Annotated in this window: 17 protein-coding genes; 11 read left to right on the forward strand and 6 right to left on the reverse strand. The window is 67.0% G+C overall.

Annotated features, from left to right (window positions below; genetic code table 11):
- Window positions 1-308: 308 nt before the first annotated feature.
- The 7 genes from metH to CW348_RS13315 all read left to right on the forward strand — a co-directional run bounded on the left by metH (window position 309) and on the right by CW348_RS13315 (window position 11,273).
- Window positions 309-3,785 (forward strand): methionine synthase, encoded by a 3,477-nt coding sequence (gene metH / locus CW348_RS13285; protein WP_104612826.1) that lies wholly within the window; start codon window positions 309-311, stop codon window positions 3,783-3,785.
- Window positions 3,782-4,450, forward strand: a complete 669-nt coding sequence (locus tag CW348_RS13290; protein ID WP_016188844.1) for an HAD family phosphatase — start codon at window positions 3,782-3,784, stop codon at window positions 4,448-4,450. Before metH ends, CW348_RS13290 begins: the two co-directional genes overlap by 4 nt.
- Window positions 4,451-4,561: 111 nt before the next feature.
- Entirely contained in the window at window positions 4,562-5,023 is a 462-nt protein-coding gene (locus tag CW348_RS13295; RefSeq protein WP_011292247.1) for a hypothetical protein, read from the forward strand.
- Between the two features lie 437 nt (window positions 5,024-5,460).
- A complete protein-coding gene (locus CW348_RS13300) occupies window positions 5,461-6,486 on the forward strand; it encodes an ABC transporter permease (protein WP_011292246.1) in 1,026 nt (341 codons plus the stop codon).
- 74 nt (window positions 6,487-6,560) lie between these two features.
- Complete coding sequence (locus CW348_RS13305; protein ID WP_016188843.1) at window positions 6,561-8,324, forward strand: ABC transporter substrate-binding protein; 1,764 nt, start codon at window positions 6,561-6,563, stop codon at window positions 8,322-8,324.
- 89 nt (window positions 8,325-8,413) lie between these two features.
- A complete protein-coding gene (locus CW348_RS13310) occupies window positions 8,414-9,427 on the forward strand; it encodes an ABC transporter permease (RefSeq protein WP_011292244.1) in 1,014 nt (337 codons plus the stop codon).
- 64 nt (window positions 9,428-9,491) lie between these two features.
- Window positions 9,492-11,273, forward strand: coding sequence for an ABC transporter ATP-binding protein (locus CW348_RS13315; protein WP_061783704.1), 1,782 nt, complete (start codon window positions 9,492-9,494; stop codon window positions 11,271-11,273).
- Window positions 11,274-11,354: 81 nt separating this feature from the next.
- On the opposite strand, the gene CW348_RS13320 is transcribed toward CW348_RS13315, so the two are convergent.
- The 3 genes from CW348_RS13320 to CW348_RS13330 form a co-directional block, all read right to left on the reverse strand.
- Window positions 11,355-12,782 (reverse strand): threonine/serine exporter ThrE family protein, encoded by a 1,428-nt coding sequence (locus CW348_RS13320; protein WP_011292242.1) that lies wholly within the window; start codon window positions 12,780-12,782, stop codon window positions 11,355-11,357.
- Window positions 12,783-12,979: 197 nt separating this feature from the next.
- Window positions 12,980-13,690: a response regulator transcription factor gene (locus CW348_RS13325; protein WP_287463915.1), complete on the reverse strand. Its 711-nt coding sequence runs from the start codon at window positions 13,688-13,690 to the stop codon at window positions 12,980-12,982.
- 8 nt (window positions 13,691-13,698) lie between these two features.
- Window positions 13,699-14,541 (reverse strand): PD-(D/E)XK nuclease family protein, encoded by an 843-nt coding sequence (locus tag CW348_RS13330; protein WP_011292240.1) that lies wholly within the window; start codon window positions 14,539-14,541, stop codon window positions 13,699-13,701.
- Between the two features lie 63 nt (window positions 14,542-14,604).
- Here CW348_RS13330 and CW348_RS13335 point away from each other — a divergent pair, with 63 nt between their 5' ends.
- Window positions 14,605-15,756, forward strand: a complete 1,152-nt coding sequence (locus CW348_RS13335; RefSeq protein ID WP_011292239.1) for a site-2 protease family protein — start codon at window positions 14,605-14,607, stop codon at window positions 15,754-15,756.
- Window positions 15,757-15,915: 159 nt separating this feature from the next.
- On the opposite strand, the gene CW348_RS13340 is transcribed toward CW348_RS13335, so the two are convergent.
- Both CW348_RS13340 and CW348_RS13345 read right to left on the reverse strand, forming a co-directional pair.
- Window positions 15,916-16,341 (reverse strand): hypothetical protein, encoded by a 426-nt coding sequence (locus tag CW348_RS13340; protein WP_011292238.1) that lies wholly within the window; start codon window positions 16,339-16,341, stop codon window positions 15,916-15,918.
- A gap of 50 nt (window positions 16,342-16,391) precedes the next feature.
- A complete protein-coding gene (locus CW348_RS13345; RefSeq protein ID WP_011292237.1) occupies window positions 16,392-17,726 on the reverse strand; it encodes a helix-turn-helix transcriptional regulator in 1,335 nt (444 codons plus the stop codon).
- A gap of 299 nt (window positions 17,727-18,025) precedes the next feature.
- On the opposite strand from CW348_RS13345, the gene CW348_RS13350 reads away from it, so the two are divergent.
- Window positions 18,026-18,259 (forward strand): hypothetical protein, encoded by a 234-nt coding sequence (locus CW348_RS13350; protein WP_016188839.1) that lies wholly within the window; start codon window positions 18,026-18,028, stop codon window positions 18,257-18,259.
- Between the two features lie 82 nt (window positions 18,260-18,341).
- On the opposite strand, the gene ppgK is transcribed toward CW348_RS13350, so the two are convergent.
- Complete coding sequence (gene ppgK / locus CW348_RS13355; protein ID WP_104612827.1) at window positions 18,342-19,130, reverse strand: polyphosphate--glucose phosphotransferase; 789 nt, start codon at window positions 19,128-19,130, stop codon at window positions 18,342-18,344.
- 139 nt (window positions 19,131-19,269) lie between these two features.
- Here ppgK and CW348_RS13360 point away from each other — a divergent pair, with 139 nt between their 5' ends.
- Together CW348_RS13360 and arc are read left to right on the forward strand one after the other, a co-directional pair.
- Window positions 19,270-20,166, forward strand: a complete 897-nt coding sequence (locus tag CW348_RS13360) for a tRNA (adenine-N1)-methyltransferase (RefSeq protein ID WP_011292234.1) — start codon at window positions 19,270-19,272, stop codon at window positions 20,164-20,166.
- Between the two features lie 182 nt (window positions 20,167-20,348).
- Entirely contained in the window at window positions 20,349-22,112 is a 1,764-nt protein-coding gene (gene arc / locus CW348_RS13365) for a proteasome ATPase (protein ID WP_016188838.1), read from the forward strand.
- The last annotated feature ends 28 nt before the right edge of the window (window positions 22,113-22,140 follow it).

Below are 22,140 nucleotides of genomic sequence, written 5' to 3' on the forward strand. Positions count from 1 at the left end.
GGATCACTATCGATCCGCACCGCTGTTGTGTCCACCATATGTTCAAACAGGACTGCGCCGTAGAGGCGAAACCGAACAAAACGCCGAATCGCTGCCCAGGATTCCAGGTTTGTCGACGTTGTGGAGCGTGCCACACCCTGAGTTCCGCGGTCCGTAATTGTCCGACGAAAAGGCACAACCACGGTGCGCTATCGTCAAAGCACCCGGGGGGTGGCGTAGGCAGTAGCGTCCCACGGGGCTGCCCAACCGTCCTCGCGGCCCGCTCAGCGGGCCGTACGTCCGTCAACAGCGAAGCCAAAGGTCGGTCTATGAGCGCTCGACTCTCCTTCCGTGAAGTCCTCGGTTCCCGCGTCCTCGTCGCCGACGGGGCGATGGGAACGATGCTTCAGACATACGACCTGAGCATGGACGACTTCGAGGGACACGAGGGGTGTAACGAGGTCCTCAACATCACCCGGCCCGACGTGGTCCGGGAGATCCACGAGGCCTACCTGCAGGCCGGCGTCGACTGTGTCGAAACCAACACGTTCGGCGCGAACTTCGGAAACCTCGGCGAATACGGCATCGCGGAACGCACCTACGAACTGGCTGAAGCCGGTGCCCGCCTGGCCCGCGAAGCCGCCGACGCGTACACCACTGCCGATCACGTCCGCTACGTCCTCGGCTCTGTGGGGCCCGGGACGAAGCTGCCCACCCTTGGCCACGCCCCGTACGCTGTGCTGCGCGACCACTACGAACAGTGCGCACGCGGGCTCATTGACGGCGGTGTCGACGCGATCGTGATCGAAACCTGCCAGGACTTGCTGCAGGCGAAAGCCGCGATCGTGGGGGCACGGCGGGCCCGCAAGGCCGCGGGTACCGACACGCCGATCATCGTCCAGGTGACGATTGAAACCACGGGGACCATGCTGGTGGGCTCCGAGATCGGTGCGGCACTGACCTCGCTGGAACCGCTAGGGGTCGACATGATCGGCCTCAACTGCGCTACCGGTCCAGCAGAGATGAGCGAGCACCTGCGCTACCTCTCCCACCACTCCCGCATCCCCCTCTCCTGCATGCCGAACGCGGGCCTGCCTGAGCTGGGGGCGGACGGGGCCGTCTACCCGCTGCAGCCGCATGAGCTCACCGAAGCACACGACACGTTCATCCGCGAGTTTGGCCTGGCCCTGGTGGGCGGCTGCTGCGGCACCACCCCTGAGCACCTCGCCCAAGTGGTGGAGCGGGTGCAGGGACGCGGCGTGCCGGACCGCAAACCGCACGTCGAACCCGCCGCCGCCTCTATCTACCAGAGCGTCCCGTTCCGCCAGGACACCAGCTACCTGGCGATCGGGGAACGCACCAACGCCAACGGCTCCAAGGCGTTCCGCGAAGCCATGCTCGCGGAACGCTACGACGACTGTGTGGAGATCGCCCGCCAGCAGATCCGCGACGGCGCGCACATGCTCGACCTGTGCGTCGACTATGTGGGACGCGACGGGGTGCGCGATATGCGGGAGCTGGCTTCCCGGCTGGCCACCGCCTCCACGCTGCCGCTCGTACTGGACTCCACCGAAGTAGCGGTACTGGAAGCTGGACTGGAGATGCTGGGCGGGCGCGCCGTGCTCAACTCGGTCAACTACGAGGACGGCGACGGCCCTGACTCCCGGTTCGCCAAGGTCGCCGCGCTGGCGGTGGAGCACGGGGCGGCCCTCATGGCGCTGACCATCGACGAGCAGGGGCAGGCGCGGACCGCGGAACGGAAAGTGGAGGTCGCCGAGCGGCTCATCCGGCAGCTCACCACCGAGTACGGCATCCGCAAGCACGACATCATCGTGGACTGCCTGACCTTCACGATCGCCACCGGACAGGAGGAGTCGCGGCGCGACGCTCTGGAAACCATCGAGGCGATCCGTGAACTGAAGCGGCGCCACCCGGACGTGCAGACCACGCTGGGCGTGTCCAACGTCTCCTTCGGGCTCAACCCGGCTGCCCGCATTGTGCTCAACTCGGTGTTCCTCCACGAGTGCGTCCAGGCCGGCTTGGACTCCGCGATCGTGCACGCCTCCAAGATCCTGCCGATCAACCGCATCCCCGAGGAGCAGCGGCAGGTGGCGTTGGACATGATCTACGACCGCCGCACCGATGACTACGACCCGCTGCAACGCTTCCTGCAGCTTTTCGAAGGAGTGGACGCGCAGGCGATGCGCGCCTCGCGCGAGGAAGAGCTGGCCGCGCTGCCGCTGTGGGAGCGCCTGGAGCGCCGTATCGTCGACGGGGAAGCCGCCGGCATGGAAGCGGACCTGGACGAAGCGCTCACCCAGCGGTCCGCGCTGGACATCATCAACACCACGCTGCTGGCGGGGATGAAGACCGTCGGCGACCTGTTCGGCTCCGGGCAGATGCAGCTCCCGTTCGTGCTGAAGTCGGCCGAGGTGATGAAGGCCGCCGTGGCCTATCTGGAGCCGCACATGGAGAAGGTGGACGGCGACCTCGGCAAGGGGCGGATCGTGCTGGCCACGGTCAAGGGCGACGTCCACGACATCGGCAAGAACCTTGTGGACATCATCCTGTCCAACAACGGCTACGAGGTCATCAACCTGGGGATCAAGCAGCCCATCTCCGCGATTCTGGAGGCGGCCGAGCGGCACCGCGCCGACGTGATCGGCATGTCCGGCCTGCTGGTGAAGTCCACGGTGGTGATGCGGGAGAACCTGGAGGAGATGAACGCCCGCGGGGTCGCTGACCGCTACCCGGTCCTGCTGGGCGGTGCCGCGTTGACCCGCTCCTATGTGGAACAGGACCTCGCCGAGATTTTCAAAGGCGAGGTGCGCTATGCCCGCGACGCTTTTGAAGGCTTGAAGCTCATGGACGCCATCATGGCGGTCAAACGCGGGGTGAAGGGGGCTACGCTGCCGCCGCTGCGCACCCGCCGGGTGAAGCGGGGCGCACAGCTTACCGTCACCGAGCCGGAGAAGATGCCGACGCGCAGCGACGTGGCCACCGACAACCCGGTGCCGACCCCGCCGTTCTGGGGGGACCGCATCTGCAAGGGGATTCCGCTCGCCGACTACGCGGCTTTCCTGGATGAGCGCGCCACGTTCATGGGCCAGTGGGGGCTGCGCGGCTCCCGCGGCGACGGCCCCACCTACGAGGAGCTGGTGGAGACGGAGGGGCGGCCGCGGCTGCGCATGTGGCTGGACCGGATCCAGACCGAGGGGTGGCTGGAGCCGGCGGTCGTCTACGGCTACTACCGCTGCTACAGCGAAGGCAACGACCTGGTCGTCCTCGGTGAGGACGAAAACGAGCTGACCCGGTTCACGTTCCCGCGGCAGCGCCGCGACCGGCACCTGTGCCTGGCTGACTTCTTCCGCCCCAAGGAGTCCGGGGAACTGGACACGGTGGCGTTCCAGGTCGTCACCGTCGGTTCGACGATCAGCAAGGCGACCGCGGAGCTGTTCGAGAAGAACGCGTACCGGGACTACTTGGAGCTCCACGGGCTGTCCGTGCAGTTGACGGAGGCACTCGCGGAGTACTGGCACACCCGGGTCCGCGCCGAGCTGGGCTTCGCCGGGGAGGATCCCGACCCGGCCGATTTGGACGCCTACTTTAAGCTCGGCTATCGAGGCGCCCGTTTCTCCCTGGGGTACGGGGCCTGCCCCAACTTGGAGGACCGCGCCAAGATCGTGGCCCTGCTGCGTCCGGAACGGGTTGGGGTGACGTTGTCCGAGGAGTTCCAGCTTGTTCCCGAACAGTCCACTGACGCGATCGTTGTCCATCACCCCGAGGCGAAATACTTCAACGTATGACCGCTGAGCAGCAACTTCCGCAGGCGGTGCTGTTCGATATGGACGGCACGCTGATCGACACCGAGCCGCTGTGGATCGCCACGGAGGCCGAGGTCGCCGCCGAACTCGGCTGTACCACGTGGACGGTCGAGGACCAGCGGCGCTGCTTGGGGAGCTCCGCGGCGATGGTGGCCTCCTACATCGCTGAGCGCTCGGGGACGTCGGTTCCGCAGAGTGAGATCGTCACCATGCTGTACACGTCGGTGGCGCGGCGGATGGCCGACAGTCCCCCCGTGCAGCCGGGCGCTAAGGAGCTGCTCAGCGAACTGGATGCCCTGGGGGTGCCGATGGCGCTGGTCACTTCCACGTACCGGTCGCTGCTGGGCACGGCACTGCGCGGTCTGGGGGAGCACTATTTCGCGGCGACGGTGGCCGGGGACGAAGTGTCCCAGGCCAAGCCGCACCCGGAGCCTTATCTCACGGCGGCACGCCTGCTGGGTGTGGATCCGCGCCGCTGTGTGGCGGTGGAGGATTCGCCCGCTGGCGTGGCTGCGGCCCAAGCCGCAGGGTGTGTCGTGGTCGCGGTGCCGCATGTGGCTCCGATCGAGGAGGCGGAGCGGCGGTATGTGGTCTCTTCCCTGACGGAGATCAGCGTGGACTGGCTACGACAAGTGGTCAACTCGTGACGCTGAACGGTCAGCAAAACCTGGCGTTGTCGGGAAAAATCCGCTTAAGCGGCGTCCACTAGGGGAGAAACCCGATGTGGAGACAGCGTTCGCGGAGCGAGACTAGGGACCATGCCGACACAGATGCCGTTTGAAGGTCTGCTGCTAGGCGCCGCGCTCACCGTGGTGGGGCTGATCATCTCCTGGGTGGTGTGGCGCCGCAAGGGTGCTTCAGCAGGGCTGCGTGCTGTGGCGTGGTCGTTGCTGCCGCTGGCGTTCGGGCTGATCGGGTTGATGGGGCTGCTGGCGTCGCTGGCCGGCCAGTTGGTGCGGTTCTTCGGTGGGCTCGTGTTCGACCCGCTGGCGTGGGCCGGCGTGGTGGTGGCCGGTGTCGCGGTGGTGTTGTGGACCATCGGCCGCCTGCTGCGGGGACGTTCCAGACCGGCCGCACCCGCAGAGCAGCCCGCGTCCACTCAAGGCCGTCCGGCGAGCCCGGCGGTGGGGAAGGGCTCGCAAGGCCCCCGGTCCAGTGCGGGGGTGGACGACGAGTTCGCTGAAATCGAGGAGCTGCTGCGCAAGCGGGGGATTACGTAGGTTCCCCCTTCTGCTCACAGTGTTGAGGGCCTCGCCCGGCACGGGCGAGGCCCTGTTGTGTGTCCGCGGATCGGTGCGGGGGAGTACGAGTGCCGCACCGCCGCCGATACAACTTTGCGTTATTGTTTCAATTCTTTACGTAACATCAAAGATGAATGACAGTTGAGTAGTACTCGTATCACGATTCTGGTACTCCGGGGTGATTTGGACGTTTTGCTGATTACCAGGGAGTATTTTTGGCGAAGTGTGTCGTAAGACGCACCAGAATTCCCGCTACTGTTCGGACTGTTGTGTCGAACGGTCACCATGAGTGGTCTTCTGGTGACGTCGACGTCTGCCTCGCCGGACAGGGGCCCAGAGGCACACGACACTGCGACATCCGGGACAACAGCCCGGCCTGATCCACGGCCACAAGCGCGAGAAGTGGGGGAAGGTGCATGACCGCGCCGTTGGACGCGCCTGAATCGGCGCAGCACGCCGAACCCGAGGCCATCGCCCAAGGGCGGCGTGACATCGCGAGTCGCTCCCTCACCCAGATCGCCTGGCGGAGGCTACGCCAAGACCGGGTCGCTCTGGGCGGAGGCATCGTCGTTCTCCTGCTGATCCTGGTCGCGATCTTCGCGCCGCTGCTCACCCACTGGTTCGGACATCCGCCCAACCAGTTCCACCAAGACCTCATCGACCCGGCCACCCAGGGCGTCCTCAAAAACCCCAACGACCCGTGGAGCGGGATCGACCCGACCGGCGGCATGAGCAAAGAACACCTGCTCGGCGTGGAACCGGTCAACGGGCGTGACCTGTTCAGCCGGATCGTCTACGGGGCGCGCATCTCCCTGCTCGTCGCCTTCCTGTCCACCCTGCTGTGCGTCACCATCGGCACCGTGCTCGGCATCCTCGCCGGCTACCTCGGCGGCTGGGTGGACACCGTGATCAGCCGCGCCATGGACATCTTCCTCGCCTTCCCGCTGCTGCTGTTCGCGATCGCCCTGGCCGGTGTCATCCCCGACGAAGCGTTCGGTCTCAGCGACAACGCCCTCCGCATCGCCGTGCTCGTGTTCATCATCGGCTTCTTCAGCTGGCCCTACATCGGCCGGATCGTGCGAGGGCAGACCCTCAGCCTGCGCGAACGCGAATTCGTGGAAGCAGCCCGCTCCATGGGCGCAGGTACCGGGCACATCATCTTCCGCGAAATCCTGCCCAACCTGGTGGCGCCGATCCTCGTCTACGCGACCCTGCTGATCCCCACCAACATCCTCTTCGAAGCGGCCCTGTCCTTCCTCGGCGTCGGTGTCAACCCGCCCACCCCCACCTGGGGCCACATGCTCTCCGAATCCCTCGACTACTACGCGGTCGCCCCCCACTTCGTGATCATCCCCGGACTTGCGATCTTCATCACGGTCCTCGCGTTCAACCTCTTCGGTGACGGGCTCCGTGATGCCTTCGACCCCAGGTCCACAGACTGACGCGTTCGCCCCGGCGACTACGCGCACCCGCACGGCGGGGTCTCCCGCCTATCCGCAGTGAGAAAGGGAAGTCAGTGAACAAACGTGTCATGGGATTCGCCGCACTGAGTGCGGCGGCCGCCCTCATGCTCACCGCTTGCGGCGGTGACAGCGGCAGCAGCGGGGGCGGCAGCGGCAACGGTGCCGGCTTCGACAAGGGCAGCACCGAAATCGTCAACCCCTCCGACGCCAAGGGCGGTACCCTGCGGTTCGCGATCTCCGCCAACATGGAGAGCACCGACCCGGGCAACACCTACTACGGCTACGTGTGGAACTTCAGCCGCTACTACGCCCGCACACTCCTCACCTATGCGGCTGCCCCGGGCGAGGCGGGAACCGAGCTGGTCCCCGACCTGGCCGCAGACATGCCCGAGGTCAGCGACGACGGCACCGAGTGGACCGTCAAGCTCAAGGAAGGCCTCAAGTACGAGGACGGCACCGAGATCGTCGCCGAGCACATCAAGTACGCGATCGCGCGCAGCAACTTCGGCGACCAGGCGCTGCCCAACGGCCCCAAGTACTTCCAGCAGCTCCTCGACGAGGACGACTACGACGGCCCCTACGGCGGCGGTGACCCGCTGGAAGGCTTCGACGCGATCGAAACCCCGGACGACTACACCCTCGTCTTCCACCTCAAGGAACCGTTCTCGGACTTCCTCTACGTCCTCGCGCAGCCGCAGACCGCTCCGGTGCCGCCCGAGGCCGACAAGGGCGAGCAGTACCAGACCCGCGTGGTCTCCTCCGGCCCCTACAAGTTCGAAGACGACTACACCCCCGGCAACGGCCTGGTCCTGGTCCGCAACGAAGAGTGGGACCCGGACAGTGACCCGATCCGCACCGCACTGCCCGACCGGATCACCGTTGAGGAAGGCGTCGACCAGAACGAGATCGACCAGCGCCTCGTCAACGGAGAGCTCGACGTGGACCTGGCCGGCACCGGCCTGGGCCCGGCGATGAAGGGCAAGCTCGTCGCCGACGAGGAGGCGCGCGCCAACATCGACAACCCGACCACCGGCGCCCACTTCTACGTCAACATCAACACCAAGGTCGAGCCGCTGGACAACCTCGCCTGCCGCCAGGCCATCCAGTACGCGGTCGGCCGCGAAGGCATCCAGCGCGCCTACGGCGGTGAACTGGGCGGTGAAATCGCCACCCAGGTGCTGCCCCCGGACATCCCCGGTGCCGACCCCTCCTACGACCCCTACGACGCGGCTTCCGGCAAGCCCAACGTGGAGAAGGCCAAGGAGAAGCTGGAAGAGTGCGGCCACCCCGACGGCTTCGCAGTCAACATCGGCGTCCGCTCCGACCGTCCCGCTGAAGTCGACGCGGTCGAGGCGATCCAGCAGGACCTGGCCCAGGTCGGCATCGAGGCCAAGGTCAAGGGCTACCCGTCGGACACCTACACCAACACCCAGGCCGGCTCGCCTGACTTCGTCGCCGAGAACAAGCTCGGCCTGACCTACTACGGCTGGATGGCGGACTGGCCCTCCGGCTACGGCTTCATGAGCTCCATCCTGGACGGCGACGCTATCAAGCAGGCGGGTAACTCCAACATCGCCGAACTGGACGACCCGGAGATCAACAAGCTGTTCGACGAGGTCGTCAGCGTCGAGGACCCGGAAGAGCAGGCCGCGATCTACGCCGAGATCGACCGGCTGACCATGGAGAACGCCGCCATCCTCACCGGCGTCTTCCAGAAGTCCGTGATCTACCGGCCCGACAACCTGACCAACGTCTTCTTCAACCCGAGCTGGCACATGTACGACTACATGACGCTCGGCACCACCGAAACCGAGTAGTCGCCACGCTCGACCAGTATCGGGAAGGCAGGTGAAGGCGCTGGCCTGGGCCGAACAGCCACGGTTCGCCCAGGCCAGCGCCGACCGCAATGCTGAGATACATCCTCCGGCGCCTGGGCGCGAGTGTGATCCTGCTCCTCGTCGTGACCCTGATGACGTTCGTCATCTTCTACGTGGTGCCACGACTCGCCGGGCGGACCACTGAACAACTCGCCACCATGTACGTGGGCCGCGCCCCCACCGAAGCCGCCATCCAAGCCACCATCAAACGGCTGAACCTGGACCAGCCGCTGATCATCCAGTTCTGGGAGTTCATCAAAGGCATCGTCCTCGGAGCCGACTACACCTTCGGCAACGACGTCGTGCACTGCGCGGCCCCCTGCTTCGGCTACTCCTTCCAGACCTACCAGGAGGTCTTCCCCGCCATCCTCGAGCGGCTGCCGATCACGTTCTCCCTCGGCCTGGGCGCCGCGGTGCTCTGGCTGGTTGGCGGGGTCGCCGTCGGCGTCATCTCAGCCGTCAAAAAAGGCAGCATCTTCGACCGGATCTCCATGGGCCTGGCCCTGGGCGCAGTCTCCCTCCCCATCTTCTTCACCGGCCAGCTCGCCTTGGCCTTCCTCGTGCACGACTGGGGCCTGTTCCCCAACGCCCGGTACACGCCGTTCACCGAAGACCCCATCGCCTGGGCCTCCGGACTGCTGCTGCCGTGGCTGACCCTGGCGTTCCTGCACGCCGCACAGTATGCGCGCCAGACCCGCGCCGGCATGCTGGAAACCATGGGAGAGGACTACATCCGCACCGCCCGAGCCAAAGGCCTCAAAGAAAGCCGTGTCATCCTCAAACACGGCCTGCGCCCCACGCTCACCCCGATCCTGACCATCTTCGGTCTGGACATCGGACTGGTGCTCGGCGGCGCAGTACTCACCGAACAGGTGTACTCGCTCAACGGCATTGGACGGTTCGCGGTCACCGCGATCGTGCAGAGCGACCTGCCGGTCATCCTCGGCGTCACCCTGTTCGGCGCGTTCTTCATCGTCCTGTGCAACCTGGCCGTGGACCTGCTCTACCCCCTGGTCGACCCCAGGGTGCGTACGGCCCGCTGACCTCGACCATGACCCACCGCCCTACCCGCCACGGCGGGGGACACCCAAGCAAGGAAGACAGGCAATGAGCACTCCGGAAACCGGAAGCCAAGGCAATGGGCTTCCCGTTGTCTCCGTGCGCGACCTTTCCATCACCTTCTCCACTGACGACGGCGACGTCCACGCCGTCCAGAACCTGTCCTTCGAAGTCGCCGAAGGTGAAGCGCTAGGCATCGTGGGCGAGTCCGGTTCCGGTAAGAGCGTCACCTCCCTGGCGCTGATGGGCTTGCACCGCGGCACCCGGGCACAGCTCTCCGGGGAGATCCGCGTCGCTGGAATCGACGTGGTCACCGCCAGCGACCAGGAGATCCGCGCGATGCGCGGCAACGACATCGCCATGGTCTTCCAAGACCCGATGTCCTCCCTGCACCCGCAGTACACCATCGGGAACCAGATCATCGAGGCCTACCTCACCCACCGCCCCACAGCGAGCCGGGCTGAGGCACGGCGGCGCGCCATCGACGTGCTTGACCGGGTCGGCATCCCCGAACCGGCGAAACGCATCAACTCCTATCCGCACGAATTCTCCGGCGGGATGCGGCAGCGCGTCCTCATTGCCATGGGCCTGGTGTGCGAACCGAAAGTGCTGCTCGCCGACGAGCCCACCACGGCCCTGGACGTCACCGTGCAAGCGCAGATCCTCGACCTTCTCGACGAGCTGCGCCGCGACCTGCGCATGGCGCTCATCCTCGTCAGCCACGACCTGGCCGTGGTCGCTGGATCAGTCGACAACGTCCTCGTCATGCGCAAAGGCGTGGCAGTGGAACGCGGCGACGTGCGTCAGGTGCTCAACTCTCCGAGCCACCCCTACACCCAGCAACTGCTCGCCGCCGTGCCCCGGATCGAGATCTCCCGGGCCCAGCGCCGTGCCCAACTGCGTGCCGAACGCGAAGGGAAAACCACCCCGGCCGCCGCGGAAACGCCTGCGCCGAGCCAGCGCAGCACCGATGAGGAGCCGCTGCTGAGCGTGCGCAACGTGCGCCAGCGGTTCCGTATCCGCGGCGGCCTCTTCGGCGGCGCCACCGACTTCTACGCGGTCGACGGCGTCTCCTTCGACCTGTACCGCGGCGAAACCCTGGGCATTGTCGGCGAGTCCGGTTCCGGTAAAAGCACCCTGTCCCGCATGATCATGCGGCTGTTGGAGCCCACCGAAGGCACCATCCTCTTCCAAGGCCGGGACATCACCCACCTGCCGGAACGCAAGATGCGCCCGCTGCGCCGCGACATCCAGATGGTCTTCCAAAACCCCTACTCGTCCCTCAACCCCCGGATGACCATCGGCGACAGCATCGGCGCACCCCTGCGCATCCAAGGGGAACGCGACGACAAACTGATCCGCACCCGCGTCCAGGAACTGCTGGAACGGGTCGGACTCGAACCGTCCCACTACAACCGCTTCCCGCACGCCTTCTCCGGTGGGCAGCGCCAGCGCATCGCCATCGCCCGGGCCCTGATCCTCCGCCCCCAACTGGTGATCTGCGACGAACCGGTCTCCGCGCTGGACGTCTCCACCCAAGACCAGGTGCTGCGGCTGCTCGCGGAACTGCAAGAAGACTTCAACCTGACGTTGATCTTCGTGGCACACGACCTGGCCGTGGTCCGCCAGATCAGCGACCGCGTCCTCGTCATGCGCAAAGGCAAAGTCGTGGAGACCGGCGACAGCGACGAGGTGTACGAGAACCCGCAGCACCCCTACACCAAGCAGCTGCTGGCTGCCGCCCCCGTCCTCGACCCGGACGCGGCCCGCGCTCACCGCGCTGAACGCCGCCGGCTCCGCGCCGCGCAGCCGGACACCGACGTCGCCTGAACCGCAGACCAGGGGCAGCCGGCGGTTGAGCACTCCCCGGCACTCTGCCGCGGCTGCCCCTGTCCCGGCTCCAGCAGGAAACTAGTAGCCTCCCCGGGTCCGGCGGGCCGCCTGCCGACCCCGGCGCCCCGCACCCACGAGACCGCCCCACGAGAAGGCCCGCACCAGCTCACCACCGAGGTTCACCCCCGCACCCAGAGCCAGGCCGACCGCGACCGCCTCACCGAGGCTCGCCACCCCGGCCAGCGGCTCCCCCGTGCTCATCTCGATCAGTCCCCGGTACAGGATGCTTCCCGGCAGCAGCGGAGCGATCGACGGAATGATGAAGGTGAGCGGAGGACGCCGGGTCCGCCGGGCCAGCCAGTGACCGATCACCCCGACCACGACCGCGCCCGCCCCGGTCCCCACCACAGGCGGCACGGCGAGCAGTTCCCGCAGCCCCGCATAGCACACCCAGATCAGCACCCCCATCGCGCCGATCGGCAGCAGGGCCCGCACCGGCGCGACCAGGGACACCGCGAACGCGAGCGCCAAACCTGCCGCAGCTGCCAGCACGACCGGCTCCAGTGACGTCCCCGCCGACGGCAGATTGTCGAGGTCCACATAAAGCCCTAGCCGCACCGCGGTATAGGCGACCGCGCCAACCCCCGCGACGATCGCCCCCAACATGAAGAAGACCTCCAAGAGGCGGGCCGCCGCCGACACGTACGCGCCGCTGATCCCGTCTTGCAGGCTGGAGACCAGGGGACGCCCCGGTAGCAGCGCCACAATGCTCCCGGTGATCACCGCGTTCGCGCGAAGCCCCAACTCCAGCTCCTCGCTCACCCACAGCAGCGCCATGCCGGTGCTCGCCGCCAACAGCGCGGCCACCGCCATCTGGTAGAACTCGGCCACCCCGCGTCGAGCCAGCCAGCCCGCGGCCCGGTCCCCGAGCACGGTGGCGGCGAACGCCGTGGCCGCCACGATGATCCCACCGCCCACCATGACACTGGCGCTGCTGGCGATCAGCCCCAGCCCGGCCACGATCACCCAGCGGGGATAGTGCGGCCGGGAGCGTTTGATGGCGTGGAGCCGCGCGGTTGCGCGCTCCACGTCGAGCAGGCCCAACGCAGCGTCTTCCACCAGCGCGTGCAGCTCGTTGACCTTGTGGTAGTCGAGGGAGCGGCGGCGCACCACGCGCTCCCCGGTCACCGGGGGCTCATCCCCGCCGGGGTGGCACGACAGGGTGATGCCGGTGAACGTCACCGACACTTCGCTGCGGGGCAATTCGAACGCCACCGCCAGACTCAGCATCGCGTCGCTGACCGTCTCGGTGGCTTCCCCGCTGGCCAGCAGCAGTTCCCCTACCCGCAGGACGAGGTCCATGGCCCGCGGATCGGGACGCGGCGCTTCGTCTTCGAACTCTTCTGCTTCCAGGTCGAGCACGCCGCGGCTGGCACGCCAGTCCCGCAACCGGGTCAGCAGGGTGGGGGAGTGCGATGTGTCGGAACGCCGCGGTGCCTGGTTCATCCGGCGCTCACCTCCTCGGGAGGGACCCCTGCCCAACGGGACGCATGCTCCATCCGGGAATGACGCATCCAAACCTGGGACATAAGGGAGTGGGTGGGATACAAGGGGAAGAAACGGAAAGCTCGTTGGGGGAGACGTTCCCCACGCCGCCGAAGTTGCCCCCACCCTGCACCGATCCGCCACCGGACCGTATGAGATCACTCACCCCGGTACGAGCGGCCGTCTCCCGCACCCTCCCCGGGAACCACCAGCCCGTGCTCGTAGGTGTACACCACGGCCTGCACCCGGTCCCGCAGCCCCAGCTTGGCGAGCACCCGGCCCACATGCGTTTTCACCGTCGTCTCGCCGAGCACGAGCTGCCGCGCGATCTCCGCGTTCGTCAGCCCCCGCCCCAACAGCCGCAGCACTTCCCGCTCCCGACGAGTCAACCGCGCCACCTCCGCGGCCGGGCCGCTGGCCTGCGGGGCAGCGGGGAGCGCCGCCAGCCGGTCCAACAGTCGAGCAGTCACCTGGGGACACAGCGCCGCGTTCCCCCGGGCGACTTCGCGGACCGCCCGCACCAGCTCCTCCGGGGACGAATCCCGCAACAGCAGACCGCGCGCCCCCGCCTGCAACACCTCGAAAGCCGTACCCTCTGCCACGGACGAAGCCACGACGACAACCTGCACCGTCTGCCCCGAGTCCGCTGCCCACTGCCGCACCTCGCGGCTGAGCACGGCACCGCCCCCGCCCGGCAGCTCCGCATCAGCCACCACCACGTCCGGCAGCAACTGGCGGACCGCTGCGAGGGCCGTGCGAACCTCCGCGGCCTCACCTACCACGCTCGTCTGCGCATCCGACTCCACGATGAGCCGCAGCCCGGCACGGACCAGCGGCCGACCGTCGGCAAGCAGCACACGAACCGGCATCAGCCCACTCAGGACGCGAGCGGCTTCACGACATCCTGCGCGGCCTGCTGGGGAAGCGGGGGAGGAGTCCCCCCGAACGCCGGGCACAGCGCCCGATGGTCGCACCAGTTGCACAGCGGCGACCGGCGCGGCAGCCACCGCCCCGTGCGAGCAGTCTCCACAATCGTGTCCCACACCGCGCGGATATGCGCCTCCGCGTTACGCATCTCCTCCTCGGTCGGGTCGTACCAGCGCACCGCCCCGTCCCCCAAGTACAGGAGCTGCAGCCGGTCGGGTACCCGACCGGTCTCCCGCCACACCATGACCCCGTAGAAGAAGATCTGGAACCGGGCCTTGTCCTCGTAACGCGGAGCCGGACTCTTCCCCGTCTTGTAGTCGACGATGCGCACCTGCCCCGTGGGCGCCACATCCACTCGGTCGACATAGCCGAGCAGCAGCGGGCCCGACTCCAACGGAACCTCCAAGCGGACCTCACGCTGCTGAGGCTCCAACCGTTGCGGGCTCTCCAAGTCGAAATAGCGCCGCACCAGCGCGCGCGCCTCCTCCAACCAGGCCGCCAACGCCTCCGCATCAGGGAACATCGCCTCGACATCAGGCTCCTGCTCCCGCATCCGCTCCCACTGCGGCTCCAGCAACGCAAGCGCCGCATCCGGCGTCCGCGACTCCGCAGGAAGCTCAAACAGCTTCTCCAACACCGCGTGGACGAGCGTGCCGCGCCGAGCCGCCGGACTCGGCGGCTCAGGAATCCGGTCAATCACCCGGAACCGGAACAGCAGGGGACACTGCATGAAGTCGGTGGCCCGCGACGGGGAGAGGGCCCGCAGCGGCACGGGGGACGGTGCGGAACTCATGACTCCCCACCTTAGCCGCCCGCAGCACCGGCACATCGACACCAGAAGCCGTAGCCTGGAAGAGTGAACCAACCAGACTCCGCAGCTTCCCAGCCCCGGGACAGGAAGGGTGGGCTACGCATCGGACGCCCATGGGGCATCCCGGTCTACATCACCCCGTCCTGGGTGGTGATCGCGGTGCTGCTCACCTTCCTCTACCAGCCGGTCGTCGACAGCATCCTGCACCTCGGCGCCGCCTCCTACCTGGTAGCGCTCCTCTTCGCCGTGCTGCTGTACGTGTCCGTGCTCATCCACGAACTCGCCCACTGCGTCGCAGCCCGCCACTACGGACTCCCCGTACGCAGCATCACCCTCTACCTGCTGGGCGGAGTGTCCGAAATCGACCGGGAAGCTGAACAGCCCCGCCAGGAGTTCTGGATCGCCTTCAGCGGCCCCCTGCTCTCCCTCGTCCTCGCCGGTCTCGGCTTCCTCTGCTACCTGCTGGTCGACCCTGCCACAGTGCTGGGCGTGCTCATCTGGCAGCTCTGGGTCGCCAACCTGCTGGTAGGCGTCTTCAACCTGCTGCCTGGACTGCCCCTGGACGGCGGCCGTATCCTCCGCGCCGCCGTGTGGGCAGCCAGCGGACGGCCGCTGACCGGCACCACCGCGGCCGCCTGGGGCGGACGCATCCTCGCGATCCTGGTGATCGCGCTCCCCTTCGTCTACTCCTGGCTGCTATGGCGGGCCGCCCCCAGCATCGTCACCGTCCTGTGGACCACCCTGCTCGGCGCCTTCATCTGGCGCAACGCCTCCGTCGCCCTGCACACCGCCCGGATCCGCGCCCGCCTGCCCCAGCTCGTCGCCCGCGACCTGGCCCGCACCGCCATCACCGTAACCACCGACACTCCGCTCGCCGAAGCGTTGCGCCGCCGTGCCGCAGCCGACGCGGAAGCGATCCTCGTCGTCGACTCTGCGGGCACCCCCACCTCCATCGTGGACGACGCTGCAGCCAACGCCGTACCCGTGGAACGGCGGCCCTGGCTCCCCGTCAGCCACACCGCCCAGACCCTCACCCCCGGCACTGTGCTGCCCGCCGACCTTGCCGGGGAAGACCTGATTAAAGCCATGAACGCCCAACCGGCGTCCCAATACCTACTCGTCGACGCGGACGGCACCGCAGTGGGGGCGCTGCGTACCGCCGACGTTCGCGGAGCCATGGAAGGCAACGGCTTCTAACCGCACCCCGCGCCCGCTCGGCATACAGCCGACGGGGACACCACGCCCGCACACCGCCCGTACGCCTCCGCGGAGCATCCCGCACCCCGCTTCAGCCCCAGCACCCCCACGATCCGATGCAGCCGACCGGCCACCCGCCCTCCCCGGCCAGTCCCAGCCTCAGCGGGACGCCCCCGGAGGCCAGATCACGTGGACCGGGCGGTCGTGCTCCCGGGCATAGGCGACAATGTCCGCCGTCCCCCCAGGCCCCCGGGCGGGCGCCCCGTCCCACACCGCCACCAGCGTGTCACACGAGTCCACAAGCAGTTTCCCCGCCGCCAGGTGCGCCTCCGGCGTGGACTCGACGAACGGCAGACGCTGCACCGCCTGCGCGCGGGCCAGCAGCGCGTCGTAAGCGGCGTGGTGGTCGGCAGGCAGCGAGTCACGGTAGCGCTCAGCGGGCACCACCACCTCCAACGCGCCGCCCACTTCCAGCACGATCTCCGCGAAAAGCGTGTCAGCGCCGTCGGCAAGGCACGACAACCCCACCAAGCCGGAGCCGAACCTGCTCAAATAGTCCCGAAGCTCCCCCGCGACAAGCCGCATGGTCTGCTCCGGCAGTCCGCGGTGCCCAGTAACCGCGACACGGTATCTGCTCACAGAGGCAACCTCCCGGTGGTCAGGCTGGCCAATTGCTCATCGAACGCGTGGACGCACCGCGCCTGCGGTCCCCGGTATTCACGACGGAACCGTCGCACCCGGTTGAGAACCTTCTCGGAGCGGTAGGCAACCCCCGTCTGCAGGGCGTGAGAGGCAAGCCGGAACGCCTCATCCACGTCCCCAGCATCAGCGTGCGCCGTCGCCAGTTCCACCATCAGTATCGACTGCTGCTTGGGAGCCGAAACAGTCCTGGGGAACGCCTCGAAGAACGCGGCCCGCGCCTCGTGCGGTCGACGCAGCCGCACCGCGGCCAACGCCCGGTACCCGGCCACCTTCGCCGAATCGAACCGGAACACCCACGGCCACGGCGGATCAGTGTTCTCAGGCCGTTCCGCGGCGTGCTCGGCGTGGGCGAGCCGCTCCTGGGTAGCGGCACGATTCCCCAACGCCGCATGACCAAGCGCGCACACACAGGACAGCCACGCCTGCGCAGTGGGGTGCACCTCGCCGCGCAGTTTGTGAGCAGCCTCCTCAGCCAGGCGCAACCCCAGTTCGGGCTCCTCCGAGTCGATCTCGAAGAGCGCCAGGCTGCCGAGCATGTACACGGTTAACAGAACATCCCCTGCCTGGTGAGCATGCTTCACCGCCCGGTGGTAGAAGGACCGCGCCGACCCGGAGTCGCCCATATCAGCGTGCAGCCACGCAGCGAACCCCGCCGCCTCACTGGACGCGGCAGCCACCTCAGCGGCGAACGGAGTCCGCTTGGCACGCGACAGCGTCCGTGCCGACAGCTCCCAGTGAGCCAAGGCAGCGTTGACCAGATCCCGGGAGGGCGACGAGGCGTCCAGCCTGCGCTGGCTCCCGGTAATGGCACGCAGGGTCGCTGCCGTCTCCTCGTGCACGTTCCCCACCGCCGAGAGGTTCGGCAAGGAGAGCGTCGCTAGAGCGACAGCCTTAGTGAAGTCTCGACGTCGCGTTGGACCCGCCCCCTTCATACGGCCCGCCGCGAATGCGGCGGGAGGGCGTGAGGCCGTCAACGGAACGGAACTAGGTTGTGCCGGAGCGAACCGCAACAGGTGAATGGGAATCCCCAGCCGCTCACAGACCTCCCTCACCTGGTCCAACGTGAGCGACTGTTGACCGTTGACGACTCGGGATACCCAGCTCTGGCTGTAGCCGACCGTCCGTGCCAGGTCGGTCTGGGACCACCCCCGAGCGAGCCGGACGGCTTCCACAAGAGCCGCCATGTCGCAGGTGGCTAGTGCGGCAGCCACCGCGGGGCGGGTCCAGAAATCCCCAGGCAGGGTTCCTACACCTTCACGCTGGGACATGAGCCTAGGTTAAAGACTTGGCCTGCACTTTGCGGCTATCTGCAAAAAAATATGATCATGCGAGACGCGCATAAAGCTTTCTTTCGGGGTGACGAAACGGGCACAGTCAAGAGGCCAGAGGTCCTGTGTTTGGGATCATCTCAGACATGGAGGGGGAACGAGTGACAGTTGAGATGCCACACGGAAGACCCGCACAGTCCTGGACAACGTCCCGTTTCGACGGGCACCGGGGGGAGACACGCTGGAGTCTGGCACTGTGCGAACTCGAAGCCTCACTCCGCCGCTCCGGAGTAGAGACCATGCTGAACGGCCAGATCGGAGCAGTCGACGCCATCCTACGGGACGCGGCCAGCCAACGCCCGATCCGCAGGCAGCGCACCGTGCTGCGCCCGCACCGCGGCCGGCTCTGGTGGTGGCTGAGGGTGCCCTCCGATGAGCTCAAAGCCCCATCGATGACACCCCTGGCCCCCGCCGCCGAACCAGCCGTAGCAGCCCGACGCATCCACGGGCTCCTCACCGCACCACAGCGGTGACCCCACACCCCGGTCACCCGTTCCCGGCTGCGACCGGCCCGCACACCACCCCATGGCATGCGGGACACCCCCGCCCCACCGGTCAGGCAGAGACCCGGTCACCCCCCAGCCGCTCCGCGGCCAGCACGGCCGCACCCACGATCCCCGCGGTATTGCGCAACTTCGCCGGCACGATCGGCGCGCGCAAGCGGAGATGCGGCAAAAACTTGTCCGCCTTGCGGCTGACCCCGCCGCCCACCACGATCAAGTCCGGCCACAGCAAATCCTCGATCACCGAGTAGTAGCGCTGCAGCCGCTCCTCAGCCCACTCCTTGTAGGAGAGGTTCTCGCGCTCCTTAGCGCTAGCAGAGGCCCGGGTCTCAGCGTCGTAGCCGTCGATCTCCAAGTGCCCGAACTCCGTGTTGGGGAGCAGCACCCCGTCCACTAGCACCGCCGTACCAATACCGGTACCCAAAGTAGTCAACAGCACCACCCCGTCGACGCCTGAGGCAGCGCCGTAGCGGTGCTCCGCCATCGCTGCGGCGTCAGCGTCGTTGACCACCAGCACCCGCCGCCCCGTCACCGCAGACAGCAGCTCCTCGACGTTGGTGCCGATCCACGAGCGGTCCACGTTGGCGGCGCTGCGCGCCACCCCGTGCTGGATCACCGCGGGAAACGTCACCCCCAACGGTGCATCCTGCGGCACATCGTCGGCGAACGCGGTGACTATCTCCGCCACCACCGCAGCCACCGCCTCAGGGGTTGCGGGCTGCGGAGTAGCGATCTTGACCCGGTCCACCACGAACGTTCCCCGGTCCAAGTCCACAGGGGCGCCTTTGACCCCGCTTCCCCCGATGTCAATCCCCAGCCCGACCCGTCCCCGAGATGCCATCAGCTCCCGCCTCCCTGCGCCTACCGGCCTTCCGACGCTACTCTCTACCGTTGCTGACGATTACGCTAGGCGCCGCCACTGGGACTAGGCTGGATCAACGGTCCGCAGACCCCACATAGTCACGAAAGAGACGACACCAGTGACCGGCATTCACGGCCGCCGCGGCCCTTTCGCCGAGGGCGACATCGTGCAACTAACCGACCCCAAAGGACGGATGCACACCATCACCCTGCGCTCTGGGGCAGCATTCCACACCCACCGGGGACGGCTTGACCACGACGACCTGATCGGCCGCCCCGAAGGCAGTGTCGTGACGTCAAGCTCGGGCATCGCCTATGTCGCGCTGCGTCCGCTGCTGGCTGACTTCACGCTTTCGATGAAACGCGGCGCCACCATCGTCTACCCCAAAGACGCTGCCCAGATCATCGCGCAAGCCGACATCTTCCCCGGCGCACGGGTGCTGGAAGCCGGGGTCGGCTCCGGAGCGCTGACCTGCTGGCTGCTGCGGTCCGTCGGAGAACACGGATACGTCTCCTCATACGAACGCCGCGCCGACTTCGCGGAAATCGCCCGCACGAACGTCACCCGATTCTTCGGCGCCGAACCCGGCCACTGGCGGCTCACCGTGGGCGACCTCCAAGACGCTTTGGACGAAGACCAGTTCGACCGGGTCGTCCTCGACATGCTCTCCCCCTGGGAGTGCCTGGAAAAAGTCACCAAAGCGCTGCTCCCCGGCGGGCTGATCTGCGTGTACGTGGCAACCACACCCCAGTTGTCCCGCATCGTGGAAAGCCTGCGGGAACAAGGCTCCTACCATGAGCCGTACGTCTTCGAAACCATGCTGCGCACCTGGCATGTGGAAGGCCTGGCGGTGCGCCCCGACCACCGTATGATCGGACACACCGGGTTCCTGGTCCTCGCCCGCAGGCTCGCCGACAACGTGACCGCACCGGAACGGCGCCGCCGCCCCGCTAAAGGCGCCTACGGGGAGGACTATCTCGCCGCCCGCGGTTACGAGGCCGAGCCGGAGGGGTAGCAGAAAGCAGCCCACTGACCCGGCGACGTTACTTTCTCATTACGCCGCATCCTGAACACCCGCTCTGACCTGGCTGTTTGCCGGATAGGGGAGTGTCCTGTCCCACACTCGCCAAGATCGGCAGGTTAGGAACGGGGCCTGGGTAGGTAGGCTCCCGAATAGATTTTTCCTCTTAACGGGAGGTGGCGGACGTGGCCGATCGCGATGACGAGCGTCATGCAGAGCGCGACCGTGACGAACTCGTGGCTCAGGTCTCCTACCTGGAAAAGGAGCTCAGCGTCCTGCGGCGCAAGCTCGCCGACTCCCCTCGGCACGTGCGGCTGCTTGAAGACCGGCTCCAGGAAGCCCAGACCGCTCTGGCAGCAGCAAACGCCAAGAACGAGCGGCTGGTCTCGGCTTTGAAGGAAGCCCGTGACCAGATCGTGGCCCTCAAGGAGGAGGTCGACCGCCTCTCCCAGCCGCCCTCCGGGTTCGGAGTTTTCCTCAGAGCCCGCGACGACGGAACGGTCGAGATCTTCACCAACGGCCGCAAGATGCGGGTCAACGTGAGCCCGTCAGTCAACGTCGACGAGCTGCGCCCAGGCCAGGAAGTGATGTTGAACGAGGCGTTCAACGTTGTCGAAGCCTCGTCGTACGAGACTGTCGGCGAAGTCGTCATGCTCAAGGAGATCCTTGAGGACGGCGAGCGTGTCCTCGTCATCTCCAACCACGACGAGGAGCGGATCGTGCGGATCGCCGAACCGCTGCGCGACGAACCGCTGCGCGCCGGCGACTCCCTGCTGTTGGAGCCCCGGTCGGGATACGTCTACGAACGCATCCCCAAGGCCGAGGTCGAGGAGCTGATCCTGGAGGAGGTCCCCGACATCTCCTACAGCGACATCGGCGGCCTCAACGGGCAGATCGAAATGATCCGCGACGCAGTGGAACTGCCCTACCTGCACAAGGAGCTGTTCCGCGAACACAAGCTGCGTCCGCCCAAGGGCGTGCTCCTGTACGGGCCGCCCGGATGCGGTAAGACCCTCATCGCCAAGGCGGTCGCCAACTCTTTGGCCAAGCAGGTCGCGGAGAAGACCGGCCGCGATGTCGGCAAGAGCTTCTTCCTCAACATCAAAGGCCCCGAGCTGCTCAACAAGTACGTCGGAGAAACCGAACGGCACATCCGGCTGGTTTTCCAACGCGCCCGAGAGAAGGCCAGCGAAGGCACGCCGGTGATCGTGTTCTTCGACGAGATGGACTCCATCTTCCGTACCCGCGGCTCGGGCGTGTCCAGCGACGTCGAGAACACCATCGTCCCGCAGCTGCTCAGCGAGATCGACGGTGTTGAAGGACTCGAGAACGTCATCGTGATCGGCGCGTCCAACCGTGAAGACATGATCGACCCGGCGATCCTGCGCCCGGGACGTTTGGACGTCAAGATCAAGATCGAGCGGCCCGACGCTGAAGCAGCCCGGGACATCTTCTCCAAGTACATCACCCCCGACCTGCCGCTGCACCCGGACGACCTTGCAGAGCACGGCGGTTCGCCCACCGCGACCGTCAACGCGATGATCCAGCGGGTGGTCGAGCGGATGTACGCGGAGACCGAGGAGAACCGCTTCCTGGAAGTCACCTACGCCAACGGTGACAAGGAAGTCCTCTACTTCAAGGACTTCAACTCCGGTGCCATGATCCAGAACATCGTGGACCGGGCCAAGAAGATGGCGATCAAGGACTACCTGGAGAACGGTTCCAAGGGCCTGCGGGTCTCCCACCTGCTCCAGGCGTGCGTGGACGAGTTCAGCGAGAACGAGGACCTGCCCAACACCACCAACCCTGACGACTGGGCGCGTATCTCCGGTAAGAAGGGCGAGCGGATCGTCTACATCCGGACTCTGGTGTCGGGCAAGAAGGGCGCCGACGCTGGTCGTTCCATCGACACCGTGGCCAACACTGGCCAGTACCTGTAACAAGCGACTTGGTGGGCCTGCCGGACAT

This window comes from Thermobifida sp., from assembly GCF_017577275.1.
Classification (GTDB): domain Bacteria; phylum Actinomycetota; class Actinomycetes; order Streptosporangiales; family Streptosporangiaceae; genus Thermobifida; species Thermobifida fusca.